The following is a 15,530-nucleotide window of genomic DNA, read 5'->3' on the forward strand; positions in this document are numbered from 1 at the left end:
CGCGGCTCTAAGCTCATGCGACGAGGTGACATGTCGGCGTCCACGTGACCGGGCGACCGCGCGTGGTAGTCTCCTGTAATAGCTAGGCGACGAATGGCACGGTCCATCCCGATGATCTCCATCGCCACATCGAGGCGCTAACGCGATCGCTCGAGAGTGGTCGCCAATCGACTTTGAGACGCGGCTTCGACGCTTGGACGGCGTGTATCGCTGGTTCCAGTTTCGAGGCAATCCGGCTCGGGACCGCGAGGGACGAATTGCCCGTTGGTACTGCCTTATGACTGTCGTTGACGACAGAAGGCGCCAAGAGGACGCGCTATAGCCATCGCGGCCGTCTTTTGGGCGGAGGCGAATAGGGATATTGAGAAAGGGAGGTATCGAAGGTTGACAAGCCAGCCCGTAGGGATTGGGCCTTTTGCGAGCTTGCCGGCCGCTCAGGACTCCTCAGACTTTGAGAGCCTTTTCGATACAGTCGATCAACGCCTCCGTTTTGAACGGCTTTCGGAGCAGGCATGTTGCGCCGTTTGCTGCCGCCTGATCGACGATGCCTAGGTTTGAACGTGCGGTGACCATAACCACAGGCACACCGCGCCGCCGCCCTGTAAGCAGCCGGGCAAGATCAAGTCCGCTCATGCCAGGCATGTGAATGTCAGCAATGACGCAGCTATAGGACGTGCCCGCTTCCCAGGCGATAAAGTCTTCCGCGGATGCAAATCCGCATGCCCCATATCCGAGCGAACTAAGGCTATCTACGAGAGCCATGCGGAATGATTCGTCATCATCGACTACCGCGATTAGGAACTTTCTTGACACATCATCCTGTCCACGGATTTGAGCTAAGGCGAATAGCAGGATCGCCATTTCTGGCATGTGATGTCGCTATAAGCAACCTATACGGGAGTGTTACTCCGCGCCTACGGCCGGCGCCTGGGGTTGATCACGTCCGCGATCCGAACCAAGTCCGCCAAGGTCCTCGCGCCCATCTTCCGCATGGCCGCGCCACGATGAATTTTGGCGGTGATCTCGCTGATTCCGAGGTCGCCGGCCACCTGCTTGTTCATCTTTCCGTCTGTGACCAGTAGCATTACCTGCTTCTCCCGTGCCGAGAGTGTTTCAAATCGCTCCCGCACTTTCGAAACATCACCATCGAGGGCGCGCTGCTGCCGCCCGCGCTCTATGGCAGCGAACACGGCATCGAGCATGTCCTGATCCTTGAATGGCTTGGGGAGAAAGTCCACTGCACCGCGCTTCATGGCGCGAACTGACATGGGAATATCGCCATATCCGGTCATCATCACGACCGGCAGATGAACACCCGTCCGTGACAGCTGCGCCTGAAAATCGAGCCCGTTCATGTCAGGCAAACGGATATCGATGATAAGACAGCCCGGAGAATCCGGAACGGGCGTGTCGAGGAAATCCTGTGCGGTTGCATAAGTCCGCGTTTCGAGCCCTATCGAAAGGAACAGGTCCTGCAACGCTTCTCGCATCGACGCGTCATCGTCGACCACGTGAACAATGGATTTCTCGTCCGAGGGGAGCGGCATTGCTAAGCATGCCAGAACTCTGAGCGTGCATCAAACGAAAGTGTGACGGAGTCGATTCATTCTTTTATGCGGAGCGCCGCCTCCCGGCCCCCGGGCTCCCGACCGCGGTGACGGCGCCAGCAACGATCTGCGCCACCCGCGCGGGATTTATTCTTGAGTTGCCTGAGGCCCCAAGTTTCGCCCGCGTAAAGCCTCAAGAACACTCAAGGTTTGCATCGATGCTCTCGCAGCGAGTTTGCGTCATGGCGCGACAGAAAGCGGCGATCTGTATTATCCAATTCATACTTTGATATGAGCATGCCCTTCCGAGCGTTGGATAGTCAATCCGGCGCAGAAACCTAGGATACCAGCACTTGAAGAGGGCCCTAATGAGTCACTAGTGAACTGCAACTCGGCGTTGCGGTAGCTCTGCGGCCAGGGCTGCAACTTCGTCAACCTTTGATCTCCCCGCCACCTTGCCGAACGCCGAACTAAGGAGCCTCGCAGTGGATTACCTTTCCGAACCTACGCGGCGAAACGTCCTCGCGAATAAGGCAGCCGCCAGCGCTCTCGGCCTTGCTCCCAAGGCAGCCAAACGCACCGCCGACGCCCGGTCAGGCGCGGCTCAGGGAAACAACGCGATTCCTCCCTTACGCATCAACCTTTCAGAAGGGACCCTTGTAGATTTGCGTCGGCGCCTGGCGACGACCCGCTCGCCCCGGGGGGAGGCTGTCGGCATGCAGTTGGCGAAAACTGCTGACGCTAGGCCATCCATGTCGCAAGACAAACCGGTCGTGTTCGTGGTCGACGACGACCGATCCGTCCGCGAATCCTTGGAATCGCTCATCCACTCTGCGGGCTGGTGCCCGAAAGTTTTCGAGTGCGCTCTGGCATTCTTCTCTCTCCCGCGACCTAGTGTTCCGAACTGCTTGATCCTGGACGTCAATCTTCCAGATATCAGCGGGCTTGATTTGCAAAGTCTAGTCTCTGTCGAGCGGATAACGCCAATAGTCTTCGTCACGGCATTTGGCGATGTGGCTATGACTGTTAAGGCGATGAAAGCAGGCGCTGTTGAGTTCCTTATGAAACCATTCCACACCGAAGTGCTGTTGGCCGCCGTCGAGGAGGCGCTGGAGCGCAGCAGAACCGCGCTCGAGTTCGATTTGGAGGTGCGTGCTCTGCAAGATCGCCACGGATCGCTGAGTTGCCGCGAGCAGGAGGTCATGGCGCTGGTCGTCTCCGGGTTGCTGAATAAGCAGGTCGCATTTGAGCTGGGCATCAGCGAGATCACAGTGAAGGCCCACAGGGGCAGGGTAATGCGCAAGATGGAAGCGAAATCTCTTCCCGACCTAGTGAACATGGCCGCGAGGCTCGGCCTCGTGCACTGACGAGCCGTCGGCCAGGAGGCCGCTAGGAAAGAAGCTGGCGATTGGGCTGATTTGAGCGAGCCGGCGGTTGTCGCCAGCGGCAACGATCGGCAACCGCTCGGTCAGAAGTCAGGATTTCCTTGCTGCGAATTAGCCTTCTACGGGAGCGCTGCACAGACCCAGAACGGCGATGTGACATCGTGCGCGCGTCGCCTGTTGCACCCGACTAAGCGGATTGTGGACAGGAGTTCGCATCATGATACTGTGGTCTCTCATCACGCAGCCGGCGTCAGCCTTTCGCGAATTCGTAGCACCTCGCTACCGGCCCGAGCTCCACTACATGCGCGGCCCCGGTCCAGCCTACGCGCGCCGCGCGGTCATGGTCGGGGCGAGAAACTGTATAGTCGACTGTCACCTCTGGCCGCTCTGCCGTTGTCATATGAGCTGCGTCATTGACGACCGCACCAAGCCCGCACCCAGCGGCGTGTTCGCAGGCATGACGCTGCTGGCCGTGGTCGCCGCCGCACTAGTCACCGCTGCACTGGTTGGCGTATGGGTGTTCCTCATGACATCCGATGCGATGGCGCATGACGCGTTGCCAACCGCTGCGCAGCCGCGGGGGTGGTCCTATCCCTTTTCCTGTTGCTCCGGCTACGATTGCCGAGAAGTCGCTGATAATGCGATCGGAGAGCGGCCTGAAGGCTACGTCATCAAGGGGACGGGCGAACTGATCACTTACGCAGACAGCCGCATCAAGGACAGTCCCGATGGCGTATTTCATTGGTGTTCGATGGCCGGCGCGAATGACGGGCACACCATCTGCCTTTTTGTACCGCCGCGTGGATTCTGATTTCGCAACGGATCCCCCCGATCTAATTGCGTGCTATAATGGATCCGAAGGACCTGTCGCGTGCCGCCGCCGACGTCGCGCCGGGCGCCAGGGAAACGCTCAATGTCTGGCGCAACGGCAAGGCCATGCAGATTTCCGCCGCTGTCGGACGCAACAGCGATGATGCGAAGACCCCCTCGGCAGAAGGCAATGGCGGCAAGTCCCCTCGCCCAAAATTCCTGTCGCCCGCCGGGATATCTTCGAGAACACTGGCCGCGGTCGATTTCGACCCGCAGCAACGGATCGTGTCGATGGTAACCCGCGGCTTCTTTTCAGGACGAAAACCTCCGACGGATGCGGATGGGCGCATTCCGGCCGGACAGTATCTCGAGCAAGGCTTCCCCGTTCTGTCAGCCGGGCCGACGCCGCGCGTGCGCACCGAGGACTGGTCGTTCACGCTCAAGCACGGACCGCGGCCGGTCAAGAAATGGACCTGGGCCGAGTTCAACGCGCTGCCGCTGAGCAGGATGACGCGTGACATCCATTGCGTGACGGCATGGACCAAGTTCGACACGTCATGGCAAGGCGTGCTGATCGATGATATCCTTGCCGATGCCGGCATCGCGCCGCCGACCGCCTTCACGCTGGCACATTCGTTCGACGGCTACGCCACCAATGTGCCGGCGAAGGACCTTGTCGCCGGCAAGGCGATGGTGGCGCTGCTCTATGAAGGCAAACCAATCACGCCGGACCATGGCGGACCGGCGCGGCTGCTGGTGCCGCATCTCTATTTCTGGAAGTCGGCCAAATGGCTGAACGGGCTGCAGTTCACCGAGCACGACGAGCCGGGCTTCTGGGAATTGCGCGGCTACCACATCTATGGCGACCCGTGGCGCGAGCAGCGCTACACGGACGATCCATGAGCGAGGCAGCGGCGACGCAATCGCCCTGGCAGATGGCGAAGATCATTCGCATCGAAAAGCGCACGCCGCGCGTCACCAGTTTCTTCTTCAAGCTGTCGCGACCCTTTGCCCATCAGGCCGGGCAACATGTCGATGTCAGGCTGACGGCGCCGGACGGCTATCAGGCGCGCCGCTCCTATTCGATCGCCTCCGCACCCGAGAGCGGCGGGACGGTCGAGTTGGCGATCGAACGGCTCGAAGACGGCGGGGTCTCGCCCTTCTTCCACGAGGTGGCAGCGGTCGGCGACGAAATCGAGCTGCGCGGTCCGCTCGGCGGCCACTTCGTCTGGTCCGACAGCGATGGCGGGCCGATCATCCTGGTCGGAGGTGGTTCCGGCGTGGTACCGCTGATGGCGATGGTGCGCCACCGCACGGCGCGCAAATCCTTCGTGCCGGTCGCGTTGGTGTTTTCGGCGCGGATCTGGGACGAGGTGATCTTTCGCGACGAGCTGATCAAGCTCGACGACCGCCGCGACGGCTTTGACCTGGTGCTGACGCTGACGCGCGAGCCGGCTCAGCGCCCCGATGACTATTCGCGGCGGATCGACGCCCAGATGATGATGCAATCCATGTCGCGGCTGCCCGAGCCGCCGAAGCTCGCCATCGTCTGCGGCTGGAACGCCTTCGTCTCGGCCGCCGCCCAGGCGCTGATCGACGCCGACGTCCCGGCCGGCCTCATCCGCACCGAGCGCTACGGGGTGTGAGCGGCCTGTCTATCAGGCTTCGATCTCGAGCGCCGACAGCGGCTTCGAGCAGCAGGCGAGGATAAAGCCGTCATCGATCTCCTGATCGAGGATGCCGCCATTGTGGGTCATCTCCACGTGCCGGAGACCTTTTTCACCTTGCAGGTTCCGCACAGGCCAAATTCGCAGGCCGCGGGAATCCTGACCCCGAAGCGCCGTCTGCAGCACGGTCTGCCCGGCAACGCATCCAGCGTCGACATCCGAAAGCGCAACCACAAGCAATGCACAACCCTGCAGTTTGCAAGCCGCCACGGGAGTCGCCTGCTTTCGAAAGAATCCGGGGATGTGCATTTGTAGGAACCCGCCAATCACGCGCCTCGACCTGGGGTCCCACAAGCCACAGTCCGCCCCTGCCGCCGACTAACCCCGGCGGGCGGGTATCGGCCATCGGCCGCCTGGCCGCGTCGCGCCCACCCTTGGCTACAGACGGCTGGAACGTAGAGTCAGCTACGCCACGGTTCACCTTCGGGAGCGCCTCGGCGGAGTTTGTCGGGGAGCAATTCCCCTTGGGGAGTGAACTCGAGCGATCCTGAATTTATGCAAAAACGCTCCCCGGCCGGCGGGGGGCCGTCTGGGAAGACGTGGCCTTGGTGCGCGCCACAACGGGCGCAAACGATTTCCGTTCTGACCATGCCGTAGCTGGTGTCGCGGATGTCACGCAGATGTTCTTCAGCGAAGGACGCGGTAAAGCTCGGCCAGCCGGTGCCACTTTCAAATTTGGTGCCGCCTTTGAACAACGGCAGTCCGCACAAGCGGCAGGTATATACCCCCTCCCGCTTCTCAGTGAGAAAGACACCGCAGAACGGCGCTTCCTCGCCATGCTCGAGTAGCAAATGTCGCTCTTTGTCGCTGAGGTCTGCCGCCAACTCCCGCAACTGTTCCTGGGTGGGGGGTGTCAAATCGAATTGCACTTCGATGATATCGTTCATCGTCGATCGCCTCACAGCTCAACCGCGACTGCTGGACACCCGCAAAGGCTGCGGGGCCGGGCCGACGCGACATCCAGACGTCACATTGTTGCATCATGACGATGCTCACTACCTAGATCGCCGTTATTGACTTGGACGGCGCCACTTTGGCGCCGTCCAATCACTCGATCTCAATGCAGCGACCGGACGCTATTCTGAGTTCATTGGTGAACAGCTCCGGCTTTCGCGGTCTCCGCCGGGCAGACTTGACCGGGTTCAGAGGAGCTTGGTCGCAACGTTGATGTTGCCGTGCGTCGCCTTGGAGTACGGACAAATGCTGTGTGCCGCACCGAGCAGCTCGCGCGCAACCTGAGGGTCGACGCCCGGCACGCTGACGTTGAGGCGCGCCCGCAGGAAGTAGGAGCCGGCGTCTGAGTTCAAATCGATCTCTGCATCGACCGCGGTACCCGCCGGAAGCTTGATGTTTCTCTGGGAGGCTGCGACCTCGAGCGCTCCCATGTAGCAGGCCGACCAGGCGGCACCGAACAGGTTTTCGGCGGCCGGGTGCGGCTGCTTCAGCTTGATGTCCAGCTGGCCGTCGCTGCTGCGGGCTCCGCCATCGCGACCGCTAGTATTGTGGGTCTTGCCAGTGAAGAGAAGTTTCTCAGTCATATCGAAATCCTTTCTCCTATCGTTCCAGCATGCCGATGAACGGACCCGCTGCCCGGCACATGGTGCTGCGAAGCCCTGCGCCCCAGCCAGTATCGGTCGGGTTGCCCTGTCGAAGATAGCTCGTCGCTTTCCTCAGGATGAATGGCTCCGCATTCATGGGAGTCCTTGTCATGGCGTAGTCTCCTGTCCGGCGCTCTAACGCCGGATAATTCGAGGTTTGACACCCGGAGACTACGCCAACTCCCAAATGCAACCACTCCCGCGACGGCACCGTTTCCGGGGCATTAGCGGAAAGCCGGTCTCCCTATTTTGCAGGAGGCACAGTGAACGGTACCGTCACAGATTGTCCGGCGAAGACGTTGTGGTTAGCGTCGACCAACTCGATCTTCACCTTGTGATCGCCGGGCGAAAACCCTGCAATGTCGACAGTATTGGTGTTACCCGAATCCGCCCACAAGAATTCGTGGTCGTCGACGGTTATATGCAGATGCCCGATGCGTGGAGATGCCTTGAGGGCGCCCTCCCCAAACACCGGCACGATGTGCACGTTCTCCGTCCGGTACTGGGCCTGAAAGAGGCCCTGGGCCAGTGGACCCGGAAGTGGTGGATCCACAATCAGTTTGGGTGCGGGTTCGTTCTCGATTGTTTCGAATGGTGAAGCACCGCGGACGTCCCTCGCGCTCTGGGCGAAGGCGCTCGTAGCGAGCACGGCTCCTGTCGCGACTGCGGCAAGCGTCGTGATGAGTAGGGTCATGGCATTGTGCCGAAGCCGGCGCAATTCGGTCAGTTCCGACTCGGGAATGTTGACGCAGAAGGGGCGGATTGCGTCGCCGACCCCGGCGTGAGCCTTGGTGGCATGTAGTTTGCACCGCGTGGGCGATAGTGATGCTGCTAACATGACGTCCTCCTATCTCTATCCGATCATTCGGATGTGAGAGAAGGATCGACCGTCGGCAACATTAACTCTATTGCACTATGGTATCGGCAATAATTGCACTATGGTATCGGCAATACCTTTGGATTGGTTCGCTCGCAAATCATTCAGAAACTCAAAAGAAATTGCGGGATTTACAATCCATAACTACATGATTTACATCGCCGAAACCAATGGAGCGACCGCGGGTGTTACCCTACGGCCTTCGCGCACGTCCCGAGGCACCCCTCGCGGCTCCAATCACATGGAATTAGATGGAAGTGATAGCCAGACCGTCACATTGGCATATTGGCGACGCGGCCGGGCTTGCTGAAAGCACGCGTGCCATAGGTGGAGAAGGTTGGATCCCAGTACCTCTTCCTCCGCCAACGCACCTTGCCCCAACTTTCTCTGCCGCGGCTCGATGGCGCACGAACCGCGCAGAACCGCGGGGCTTTTCAATTTAAGCGGCCAACCGCGCTGCCGGCCTCCCGGGCTGAATGGCTCTGGCTCAACGTTCTCCGAAGCTCTCAACTTCGCACTTTGGTTCTCAGCTCTAATCCAAACAATTTCAACTATTTGCAGTGCACCAGCAGCCTGATGGTTGGGCGAACTCTCACTAGGCGAATGCATTTAAGAAACTTCTTCGCGACCGCAGTTGAATGACCGTTTCGCCGGTCCCGGCCCAAACGCGACGTCTGAGTAGTGGCTCGGCGATGACCGCCCTTTCGGCGTAACCCTCGTCAGTTGAATGCAATGCATGAAGTGCTTCGCCAACGACTCGACTCGCGATCGCTTTCGCCACATCATGTTCACGGGGGGGCGCTTGGGGGGATGGCATTTCGATTTGGAAAATCTGTAAGGATTGCGCCAGGAGTCCGGATAGATCTCAGCGCGAAAGGTGCCAGCGTTCGGGTTGGACCGAAAGGGCTCGGGTATACAATTAGCACAACAGGCAAAAAGCGCCTTAATGCGAGCATCGCCGGCACCGGTCTTTCGTATTCGAAGGGTGGTTCTTCGAAGCGGCAGTCAGCGCATGGCGCGGCATCCCAACGTGATGCTTCTCAAACCAAGCCGTCTTCGAAGGGCCCTATCGCGCTTCTGCTACTTGCCATTGGTGCTGGACTGGTCTGGTGCGGCGCGCCGTCCAACGAAACCAAGATTGCCAGTGGGCGCTCCCCCGACGAACGGGTCGGAACAGCCGAACCTAAAACTCGCGAACGCAGAACCGGACCCGGGGGCCTCCCAGGTTACAGAAGCTTATGCAGGGCCTGCCTCTTCCGTTGAAAAGACACTTTATAGCACCGCAAATGTTCGCCTACGGACATCCCCGTCGGCTGAGTCGGCGATTGTGCTCACCGTCCCAGTTGGATCTGCAGTATTGTCGTCAAGGCGCGAAGGGCCTTGGCACCACGTTTCATACGGGAACTATTCGGGCTGGATTCTAGCGATTATCTCGCGAAGCCGCGTCCTGAACCAGCGGCAACTACTTCGCCGATAGCACCGCAGGTCCCAGGCGCACTGTCAACTTCAGACAACACCATCTCAGGCCGCGCCATCATCGTCGACGGAGACACGATCGACATCTCCGGCACAAGAGTGCGGTTCAATGGCATCGATGCGCCTGAGAGCGCTCAGCTCTGCCAGAACGCCAAGGGTAAGAATTACCGCTGCGGCCAGTCAGCCGCGAAAGCGCTTCATGCTTGGCTGGCGAAGTCCCGGCCCGTGACTTGCACATTTGTAGAGTGGGATCGCTACGGCCGCTTCGTAGGCGACTGCTATCGTTCCGATGGCGCGGCAGTGGCCGCATGGCTGGTCAGCGCTGGGCACGCAATGGACTGGCCGCAGCATTCGGGTGGCGCCTACGCGAGCTATCAGAACGAAGCTCGGCCGGCGAAGCGCGGAATCTGGCAAGGCGAGTTTCAGCCTCCGTGGGAATGGCGTGCCGCGCAGCAGGCCCCTAAGCGCGAAACCACGAATCCAGTTCGACTGCTCTCCGGCTCATGCGACATCAAGGGCAACATCAGCAACAAGGACGTTCGCATGAACACCTCCCCGGCCAGCGTTTCTATGACGAGACAGTGATCAGCCCTGCCAAGGGTGAGCGAATGTTCTGTTCGGAAGACGAGGCGCGCGCGGCTGGTTGGCGCCGGTCGAAAAGATGACTATAGCTCCAACTTCGTTGGACGTCGTACAGTCCGAGGAGCCGCTGCAGGTCGATTCAAGCGTGGCTGGTTCTGGCGCAAAGCTGCCGTCCGGCCGGGCGCCACGTTCTGAACCAGCAGACAGTCGACGACTCTGAGGGATAACCGATAGTGTGAAATTAGTTTTTCACACTGAACCTCTCCTCCCGGGCGGGTTTGCAAACGACAGTTTTTACGCTAGGCGCAATAGCGCCGGGTCGTCGGCGACGTAGCGGCTGCTGACCGTGGTTACACGCCCGAATGGACACGCGAGAGCAAAGCCTTCCTAGCTGCCCTCGGTGCCCCGCTGTGTGCGTGTGGATGCGGCAGGCAAGCCAACATAGTCGACCACAAGGTAGCGCCGAAGGGCAACATGACCTTGTTCTGGGACCGCGCCAATTGGCAGCCGTACAATCGTGGCTGCAACAGCAGGAAGAATATCAGGTCCGTGGGACGGGTTTGGAAACCCTAGCAATTAGCGTCTGGACATGAGCAAGATGTCATGCACACGTCTTTCCCGCCTTTTTTATAGTTATAGCAAATCCTCTCGGAGCTACTGCATTTACCAGCAGAAGCATTTTCTTGCCCACAGGAACTTGATCCATTACAATCTTCGAAATCTTCATCAAGCGCAATAATGATCGGTTGGGTTGCTGGCGCAACCGACATTGGTATGCGCTGCGTGACTGGCCATGTTTTCTCCTCGTGGATCACTTCAACTGAAGAAAAAGCTACAGCAACACTGACACATGTTCCGAATACGACAGCAAGTGAAGCTAGTGCGAACCGCATGGTGTTTCCCTCACATAGTATTTCTATTAGCGAATTCGAATGTATCACCGAGCGTGTATTTGCACAATGATCGTTTTGTTTTCCGCGGCAGGTCGGCAATTTTTTGCCACCTACGGCAGACCACGCGTGCCCCACAATTCGCAATAATCCCAGTCGATCGGGATCAATCCCGCCTCGCGCTTGAGGAGATGACCGGCATTATTCGGGCGCATCCCCGCCTTTGATGAAGCCTTCCAGATTCAGGACACGAAGAACCGCATCATGCATAAGAAAAGCGGTGCATTCTATCGGGCCATGTCCGCTGATGCCGCCACCGCTCACGGACGCACGCCCGTATTCGCGCTCGTGGACGAGCTTCATGCCTGGAAAAAGCGCGACCTTTGGGACGCCGGCGAACCAGACCGCCATTGGCGACGGGCTGCTGCGCCGCCGAGTTCCAGTCCAGATAGTCCTGCCGGTCTAAGTCAAACCAGGCATATGGCCCAAAGGCGGTAGCCTCAATTATCCAATCCCGGTGAGGGGTGTGTAGCGGCTTTCCCTCCGCATCCACCGGAGGAATGCGTCGCACAATTACACTGCGCTGGTCGTCCGATAAAGGGAAATAGAGTTCTGCCCCCGCATCTACATCGTCGAAACCTTGGGCATATGATAGCCCACTAGCCGCGACAGCGATTGGCGTCGCCGCTACACCGCCGAGAACCCTCGACGAGTGATTTCAACTCTCTTGCCGCCTACTCCAGTCCCCCGACGCATCGCCCACCCCTAGGCCATGTTAGAAGAACAGCATCTTCCAACCCGTCTATTTTCCGATGCTACTCATATGAGATGCCAAGATGCAATATTACCGACAGATAATTATTGTCGATCCAACAATTTTTCTGGGCAAGGACTTCGCCAACACGTGGGTCGCGGGTCAGTATCGCGACGGGTGCGCAACGGGCAACACGGCGGCAACTACAGCGACGTCGCTTAGTCTTGCCAATTCAAGCTCCACCCGTCGACGGGCTAATCGCAGCGGTCTGTTAACCTTTAAATCTAGAACGTGCGTCTACCAGGCGATGTGGTGCCGGGGAGAACTCCTTCACTCGGCGTGCTATTTGGCGCTATACTTGATCAAATTTCAATTCCAGAGGGGGTCGTCCTGACCACAATCCACAGGTATATTAGTGATATGTAAGATGCGCGTCCGGAACACAAATGTCACGCCGTCGCGATCAATTGCGTAAGATGGAGATCACTATGATGAAGATCCGAAGATTGATGATCGGTCTGGCATGCTTAGCGACGGGACTTTGGCCTGCAGCCTCGCTTGGCGGATGTATGGATACCGATAACGCGTTTTGGTCAAGCAGCTCCGACCAGGCAACCAGAGACACACTGTTCCAGCTGATGCGATGCCCGCTCGACAGCGATGCGATAACAGCTAGCCAGATTGATCAAGTGGCCTGCAACTGGTTCGTTGCTGAGGGGCTCAAGCAGTTGAACGACGTAAATGACTTCACAATAGACACGAATGGCCACTGGCTAACCGCCAATGAGATCGCAGACTATGTTCGTGCTCATACGGACACCTGGTCGACCCTCGGCTTGGCAAACGACCAATCTGTCTTGCAAAATGCAGTTGCAGGTGCGGCGAACGGGCAGGCGGTGATCGCAGTGATGAGGGGGGATCCGCACGGTCACGTCGCAACCGTGCTGGGCGGGGACCTAAAGCCCTCGACAACTTGGAAGGATGCTTCTGGTCAGCCGCTGAAGGTCCCCAACTCTGCAGCCTTCAGCCTAAACCATGTCGACAAAGCTTATGTAGGCTGTCGTCTGTCCGCGGCATTCAGCGACCCTTCAGAGGTCGAAATCTTCTGGAGGCTGAAGTAGTAGAACCAGAGGTGCTCTGCGACGCTGTGAATTGAAAGATGTGAGCGGCGATGTAAAACTATACCAGCAGAAACATATCGGCAATAAGAAGGGACGCTATCCATGGATAAGATCGTTAGCATACCGCTAGTGACTGTTCTTTTGTGCCTAGGGTCAACAGCGAAATCAATTGCCGATTACTCGGTATTTCGTGGCAATATCGGCACAGGCACTTGCCTGGTGAGGGACGCAGAGTCGGCGGGGCCACAATACCCGGAAGTTCTGGCAACTAAGCCAACTGTGGAGGAGGCGTGTTCGGCGGCGAAATCTTTTAAGACTGACAATGCCGGAGAACAGAAGAAATGCTATACCTATGTGGACGATACCGTGGCGACTTGCCTGGTAAAGGGGGTGACGTTGAGCCCGTAGAATGCTGCGGCATAACGATACTGAACCCTGACCTAACTTAGCCGCACACAGCGGGCTTTTCCACCGGCGACCATGGCGCGACGTTTAATCAGCCACAATGTCAAGACGACATGGCCACCAAGCGCGGCTTGAGGCGTATCTGGTCCGGATCGTCGAGATGGAGCCCCGACAGGTGATCTTTCCAGAAGCTCTGCACCCGGTCGCTTTGGGTGGTGAGTCGAGCAACGTTTCGGTAGAGGCCGGTCGTCCTGCGCGTGATTGTGGCAGCGAGGGCGCGTCAGTACTCGTCGGCCCGCATGATCGTCATCACCCGCGATGTGACGTTCCGGTCGGAGGGGTCGGAGGAATGGCAACGGCGGGTTAGGTCGTAGTAGTCGATCTTCCAGATGATCTTGATATCGCTGACCGTCATAACCGCGCAATCGTGCTCGCCGTAGGGATCGTTCTCGGGAGTGAAACCATCGAACATGGTGATGGTCGAGATGATATCCCTGATCGTCGAGGGATCGAGGGCTGCTATGCCGGCGGTGATGACGATGGTCCCCCCGAGGCGCCGAATCCTCAGGTCGTCGTTCAGCAGTCTGGTCTTGAGGACGGTCTCGTCGAGAGCCAGAGTGATGTCATTGGCTTCCCCGAAGAGCATGTCTGGTTTCTCGTTCGTCATGGTCTTTCCTCTTTCTTGGATACGAGTGGTCCTATCTGGCCGGCCCATTGCCGGTCAGTTCCGCGTTCAAGTTCCTGTTTGGAGTCATTAGCCCACGTCAGACGCAATCATTCAGCCGCCGGCTTATCAGCCGGAGAAAGCTCCAGGACGTCATCACGCGTGACGTCCCGGGTGTTTCCCCTCCGATTAGGACCAGGATATAGGACAATATTCCTATTTTCAAGCCAACAACGAACCAAGGCAGGCCGAAATTGGCAGTCGTCAATTGACGATCGACGGTCCGCGGGTCCCGGGGATGGGGTTTAACCGCCTGCCCCTATCCTGCTGTTGCCGTGCTCACCGGCTGGCTCGTTCAGTAGCAAGGCACGCCCTCGGTGTGAAACCGTGATTTCACACCGACTTCCCTCCTCCGGTTTGCTCTGACGTAAACGATGGCAGTTAGTCCAACAGAACCCGTCGTCTGCTGCGCAGCGGATGACTGAGTTGGGGCCGGAAGCCGACCGTCATCTTCTGGCGTCCAAACGCGATAGCGGACAATAACCTAGTCAGCCTGACCCTATCAGAGCTTGTAGCAAGGTCTTCTCCCGAAACTCACCGCAGCCGCACGAGGCTAAAGTCGAGTGGCGTCCGGGCGAGTTTGTTCCGCGCGTCGGCTTCGTCATCACCAACCTGGTCGCCGTGACGAGGATGCTGTTCGCCGAGATCCTGCGGCTGATCGCCGAACTGCGGCGACCTCCTGATCCTGTGCCGACATGAACGGCCTGCAGTATGAGTTTGATTGAAGGCACCGCAGGGATGTGCATTGGTGAGGACAAAATCGCCGTTTCCGGCCTGCGCCGCGGCCTATTTTACTGGCGTCTGGACCATCCTGCCGCTCGCAGCGAAGTTCAAGCTTGCCAAGGCCCGTCCCTAGGTGTCAATCTTGGCCCGAAGAGCCGGTCGGGTAAAACGTCCTCGACACTGCGGCAAATACCATTTGCTGAGGATACATGCTGAGATTGCTTTGGATTGGAGCCATCTCAATTGGAGCGCTGGGAGGCTTCTCAATCGGTCTGCTCATAGGAATGTCAAATGCACCAATCGCGGGTGTTGTGGTTACATCTATTCTTTCAGGTGTTCCTGCCGTCCTTACATTGTCCAAGAACCGTTCAGCAATTTCACATCAATCTTTAGCTCGGATTTACGTTTCGATTGCGGCTCTATTTTTGACACTTCCCATTGGCTTGGCTGCCGGAATTCATACGCGAAAGTCAAATTGGTACCAAGGCTCGCCGTACGCACAGGAAAAATCTGATCTCGTTATCGCTGGTTTCACCGCAGCGGATGCGCTGGCCTTGATACGAGCCCGACTTGAGAAGGGGAACTATGAACCCGGATCCCCCAGCATTCACTTTAAAACGCTATCCAAGCAAACGTGTAGCGCGTTCGAACCGGCACGTTACGGTGCGGATATCGAGGCTGGCTATCGACAATCCGATGCTTCCCCGTGGAAGGAGTATGCATCGTGGTCAATGAAGTTTCGGCAGAAGCTAACCAATTTGGATGAAGCAAATCAAGAAAAAGCCGTCGCAGCGTTCCTCACTACGTTGTGGGAAAAATCATGCCAATCAGACGAATCGTAACACTCGCGAGCATTGTATGTTGCCTAGGCGTTTCGGAAAGCATCACAACGCATGCGGATCAGAGTACTA

General features: G+C 58.3%; 19 protein-coding genes and 1 pseudogene. 11 read left to right on the top strand and 9 right to left on the bottom strand.

What is annotated here, in order from left to right; genetic code table 11:
* Nucleotides 1-145: 145 nt before the first annotated feature.
* Nucleotides 146-322, top strand: coding sequence for a PAS domain-containing protein (locus AC0L2K_RS27065; RefSeq protein WP_473532852.1), 177 nt, complete (start codon nt 146-148; stop codon nt 320-322).
* Between the two features lie 122 nt (nt 323-444).
* Here AC0L2K_RS27065 and AC0L2K_RS27070 read toward each other — a convergent pair whose 3' ends face one another.
* Together AC0L2K_RS27070 and AC0L2K_RS27075 are read right to left on the bottom strand one after the other, a co-directional pair.
* Nucleotides 445-870, bottom strand: a complete 426-nt coding sequence (locus AC0L2K_RS27070) for a response regulator transcription factor (protein WP_473532824.1) — start codon at nt 868-870, stop codon at nt 445-447.
* A 44-nt stretch (nt 871-914) separates the two neighbouring features.
* Entirely contained in the window at nt 915-1,547 is a 633-nt protein-coding gene (locus AC0L2K_RS27075; RefSeq protein WP_287203890.1) for a response regulator transcription factor, read from the bottom strand.
* Between the two features lie 485 nt (nt 1,548-2,032).
* On the opposite strand from AC0L2K_RS27075, the gene AC0L2K_RS27080 reads away from it, so the two are divergent.
* The 4 genes from AC0L2K_RS27080 to AC0L2K_RS27095 all read left to right on the top strand — a co-directional run bounded on the left by AC0L2K_RS27080 (nt 2,033) and on the right by AC0L2K_RS27095 (nt 5,388).
* A complete protein-coding gene (locus tag AC0L2K_RS27080; RefSeq protein ID WP_473532825.1) occupies nt 2,033-2,914 on the top strand; it encodes a response regulator transcription factor in 882 nt (293 codons plus the stop codon).
* A gap of 418 nt (nt 2,915-3,332) precedes the next feature.
* On the top strand, nt 3,333-3,743 hold the full coding sequence (locus AC0L2K_RS27085) for a hypothetical protein (RefSeq protein WP_473532853.1): 411 nt from the start codon (nt 3,333-3,335) through the stop codon (nt 3,741-3,743).
* Between the two features lie 290 nt (nt 3,744-4,033).
* On the top strand, nt 4,034-4,645 hold the full coding sequence (locus AC0L2K_RS27090) for a molybdopterin-dependent oxidoreductase (protein ID WP_473532854.1): 612 nt from the start codon (nt 4,034-4,036) through the stop codon (nt 4,643-4,645).
* On the top strand, nt 4,642-5,388 hold the full coding sequence (locus AC0L2K_RS27095; RefSeq protein ID WP_473532826.1) for a ferredoxin reductase: 747 nt from the start codon (nt 4,642-4,644) through the stop codon (nt 5,386-5,388). The genes AC0L2K_RS27090 and AC0L2K_RS27095 overlap by 4 nt, the downstream gene beginning before the upstream one ends.
* A gap of 12 nt (nt 5,389-5,400) precedes the next feature.
* On the opposite strand, the pseudogene AC0L2K_RS27100 reads toward AC0L2K_RS27095, so the two are convergent.
* From AC0L2K_RS27100 to AC0L2K_RS27120, 5 genes and pseudogenes are all read right to left on the bottom strand, one after another.
* A pseudogene (locus AC0L2K_RS27100) lies at nt 5,401-5,637 on the bottom strand (2Fe-2S iron-sulfur cluster-binding protein); the annotation flags it as partial.
* 233 nt (nt 5,638-5,870) lie between these two features.
* The gene (gene msrB / locus AC0L2K_RS27105; protein WP_473532827.1) at nt 5,871-6,356 is read right to left on the bottom strand and encodes a peptide-methionine (R)-S-oxide reductase MsrB; all 486 of its coding nucleotides are present in this window, start codon (nt 6,354-6,356) and stop codon (nt 5,871-5,873) included.
* Nucleotides 6,357-6,611: 255 nt separating this feature from the next.
* Nucleotides 6,612-7,007, bottom strand: coding sequence for an Ohr family peroxiredoxin (locus AC0L2K_RS27110; RefSeq protein ID WP_127205040.1), 396 nt, complete (start codon nt 7,005-7,007; stop codon nt 6,612-6,614).
* Between the two features lie 16 nt (nt 7,008-7,023).
* Complete coding sequence (locus tag AC0L2K_RS27115) at nt 7,024-7,179, bottom strand: hypothetical protein (protein ID WP_473532828.1); 156 nt, start codon at nt 7,177-7,179, stop codon at nt 7,024-7,026.
* Between the two features lie 132 nt (nt 7,180-7,311).
* Entirely contained in the window at nt 7,312-7,905 is a 594-nt protein-coding gene (locus tag AC0L2K_RS27120) for a DUF6130 family protein (RefSeq protein WP_473532829.1), read from the bottom strand.
* 849 nt (nt 7,906-8,754) lie between these two features.
* Between AC0L2K_RS27120 and AC0L2K_RS27125 the strand changes: the two genes are divergently transcribed.
* The 4 genes from AC0L2K_RS27125 to AC0L2K_RS27140 all read left to right on the top strand — a co-directional run bounded on the left by AC0L2K_RS27125 (nt 8,755) and on the right by AC0L2K_RS27140 (nt 10,965).
* Entirely contained in the window at nt 8,755-9,207 is a 453-nt protein-coding gene (locus tag AC0L2K_RS27125) for a DUF4236 domain-containing protein (RefSeq protein ID WP_473532830.1), read from the top strand.
* A gap of 117 nt (nt 9,208-9,324) precedes the next feature.
* Nucleotides 9,325-10,005, top strand: coding sequence for a thermonuclease family protein (locus AC0L2K_RS27130; protein ID WP_473532831.1), 681 nt, complete (start codon nt 9,325-9,327; stop codon nt 10,003-10,005).
* Entirely contained in the window at nt 10,002-10,085 is an 84-nt protein-coding gene (locus AC0L2K_RS27135; protein ID WP_473532855.1) for a hypothetical protein, read from the top strand. The genes AC0L2K_RS27130 and AC0L2K_RS27135 overlap by 4 nt, the downstream gene beginning before the upstream one ends.
* 655 nt (nt 10,086-10,740) lie before the next feature.
* Nucleotides 10,741-10,965, top strand: coding sequence for a hypothetical protein (locus AC0L2K_RS27140; protein ID WP_473532832.1), 225 nt, complete (start codon nt 10,741-10,743; stop codon nt 10,963-10,965).
* A gap of 128 nt (nt 10,966-11,093) precedes the next feature.
* Here AC0L2K_RS27140 and AC0L2K_RS27145 read toward each other — a convergent pair whose 3' ends face one another.
* Complete coding sequence (locus tag AC0L2K_RS27145) at nt 11,094-11,303, bottom strand: hypothetical protein (protein ID WP_473532833.1); 210 nt, start codon at nt 11,301-11,303, stop codon at nt 11,094-11,096.
* 831 nt (nt 11,304-12,134) lie between these two features.
* On the opposite strand from AC0L2K_RS27145, the gene AC0L2K_RS27150 reads away from it, so the two are divergent.
* Nucleotides 12,135-12,767 (top strand): hypothetical protein, encoded by a 633-nt coding sequence (locus tag AC0L2K_RS27150; protein ID WP_473532834.1) that lies wholly within the window; start codon nt 12,135-12,137, stop codon nt 12,765-12,767.
* Between the two features lie 685 nt (nt 12,768-13,452).
* Here AC0L2K_RS27150 and AC0L2K_RS27155 read toward each other — a convergent pair.
* Nucleotides 13,453-13,839, bottom strand: a complete 387-nt coding sequence (locus AC0L2K_RS27155; RefSeq protein ID WP_473532835.1) for a DUF3768 domain-containing protein — start codon at nt 13,837-13,839, stop codon at nt 13,453-13,455.
* Between the two features lie 989 nt (nt 13,840-14,828).
* On the opposite strand from AC0L2K_RS27155, the gene AC0L2K_RS27160 reads away from it, so the two are divergent.
* Complete coding sequence (locus tag AC0L2K_RS27160) at nt 14,829-15,461, top strand: hypothetical protein (RefSeq protein WP_473532836.1); 633 nt, start codon at nt 14,829-14,831, stop codon at nt 15,459-15,461.
* The last annotated feature ends 69 nt before the right edge of the window (nt 15,462-15,530 follow it).

Source organism: Mesorhizobium sp. WSM4817 (assembly GCF_055811135.1).

What these genes read in the sequence shown, in the direction of transcription:
- AC0L2K_RS27070 (WP_473532824.1), bottom strand. Translation starts at nt 870, where the DNA reads ATGCCAGAAATGGCGATCCTGCTATTCGCCTTAGCTCAAATCCGTGGA.
- AC0L2K_RS27075 (WP_287203890.1), bottom strand. Translation starts at nt 1,547, where the DNA reads ATGCCGCTCCCCTCGGACGAGAAATCCATTGTTCACGTGGTCGACGAT.
- AC0L2K_RS27085 (WP_473532853.1), top strand. Translation starts at nt 3,333, where the DNA reads ATGAGCTGCGTCATTGACGACCGCACCAAGCCCGCACCCAGCGGCGTG.
- AC0L2K_RS27090 (WP_473532854.1), top strand. Translation starts at nt 4,034, where the DNA reads ATGGTAACCCGCGGCTTCTTTTCAGGACGAAAACCTCCGACGGATGCG.
- AC0L2K_RS27095 (WP_473532826.1), top strand. Translation starts at nt 4,642, where the DNA reads ATGAGCGAGGCAGCGGCGACGCAATCGCCCTGGCAGATGGCGAAGATC.
- msrB (WP_473532827.1), bottom strand. Translation starts at nt 6,356, where the DNA reads ATGAACGATATCATCGAAGTGCAATTCGATTTGACACCCCCCACCCAG.
- AC0L2K_RS27110 (WP_127205040.1), bottom strand. Translation starts at nt 7,007, where the DNA reads ATGACTGAGAAACTTCTCTTCACTGGCAAGACCCACAATACTAGCGGT.
- AC0L2K_RS27115 (WP_473532828.1), bottom strand. Translation starts at nt 7,179, where the DNA reads ATGACAAGGACTCCCATGAATGCGGAGCCATTCATCCTGAGGAAAGCG.
- AC0L2K_RS27120 (WP_473532829.1), bottom strand. Translation starts at nt 7,905, where the DNA reads ATGTTAGCAGCATCACTATCGCCCACGCGGTGCAAACTACATGCCACC.
- AC0L2K_RS27125 (WP_473532830.1), top strand. Translation starts at nt 8,755, where the DNA reads ATGGCATTTCGATTTGGAAAATCTGTAAGGATTGCGCCAGGAGTCCGG.
- AC0L2K_RS27140 (WP_473532832.1), top strand. Translation starts at nt 10,741, where the DNA reads ATGATCGGTTGGGTTGCTGGCGCAACCGACATTGGTATGCGCTGCGTG.
- AC0L2K_RS27145 (WP_473532833.1), bottom strand. Translation starts at nt 11,303, where the DNA reads ATGGCGGTCTGGTTCGCCGGCGTCCCAAAGGTCGCGCTTTTTCCAGGC.
- AC0L2K_RS27150 (WP_473532834.1), top strand. Translation starts at nt 12,135, where the DNA reads ATGATGAAGATCCGAAGATTGATGATCGGTCTGGCATGCTTAGCGACG.
- AC0L2K_RS27155 (WP_473532835.1), bottom strand. Translation starts at nt 13,839, where the DNA reads ATGACGAACGAGAAACCAGACATGCTCTTCGGGGAAGCCAATGACATC.
- AC0L2K_RS27160 (WP_473532836.1), top strand. Translation starts at nt 14,829, where the DNA reads ATGCTGAGATTGCTTTGGATTGGAGCCATCTCAATTGGAGCGCTGGGA.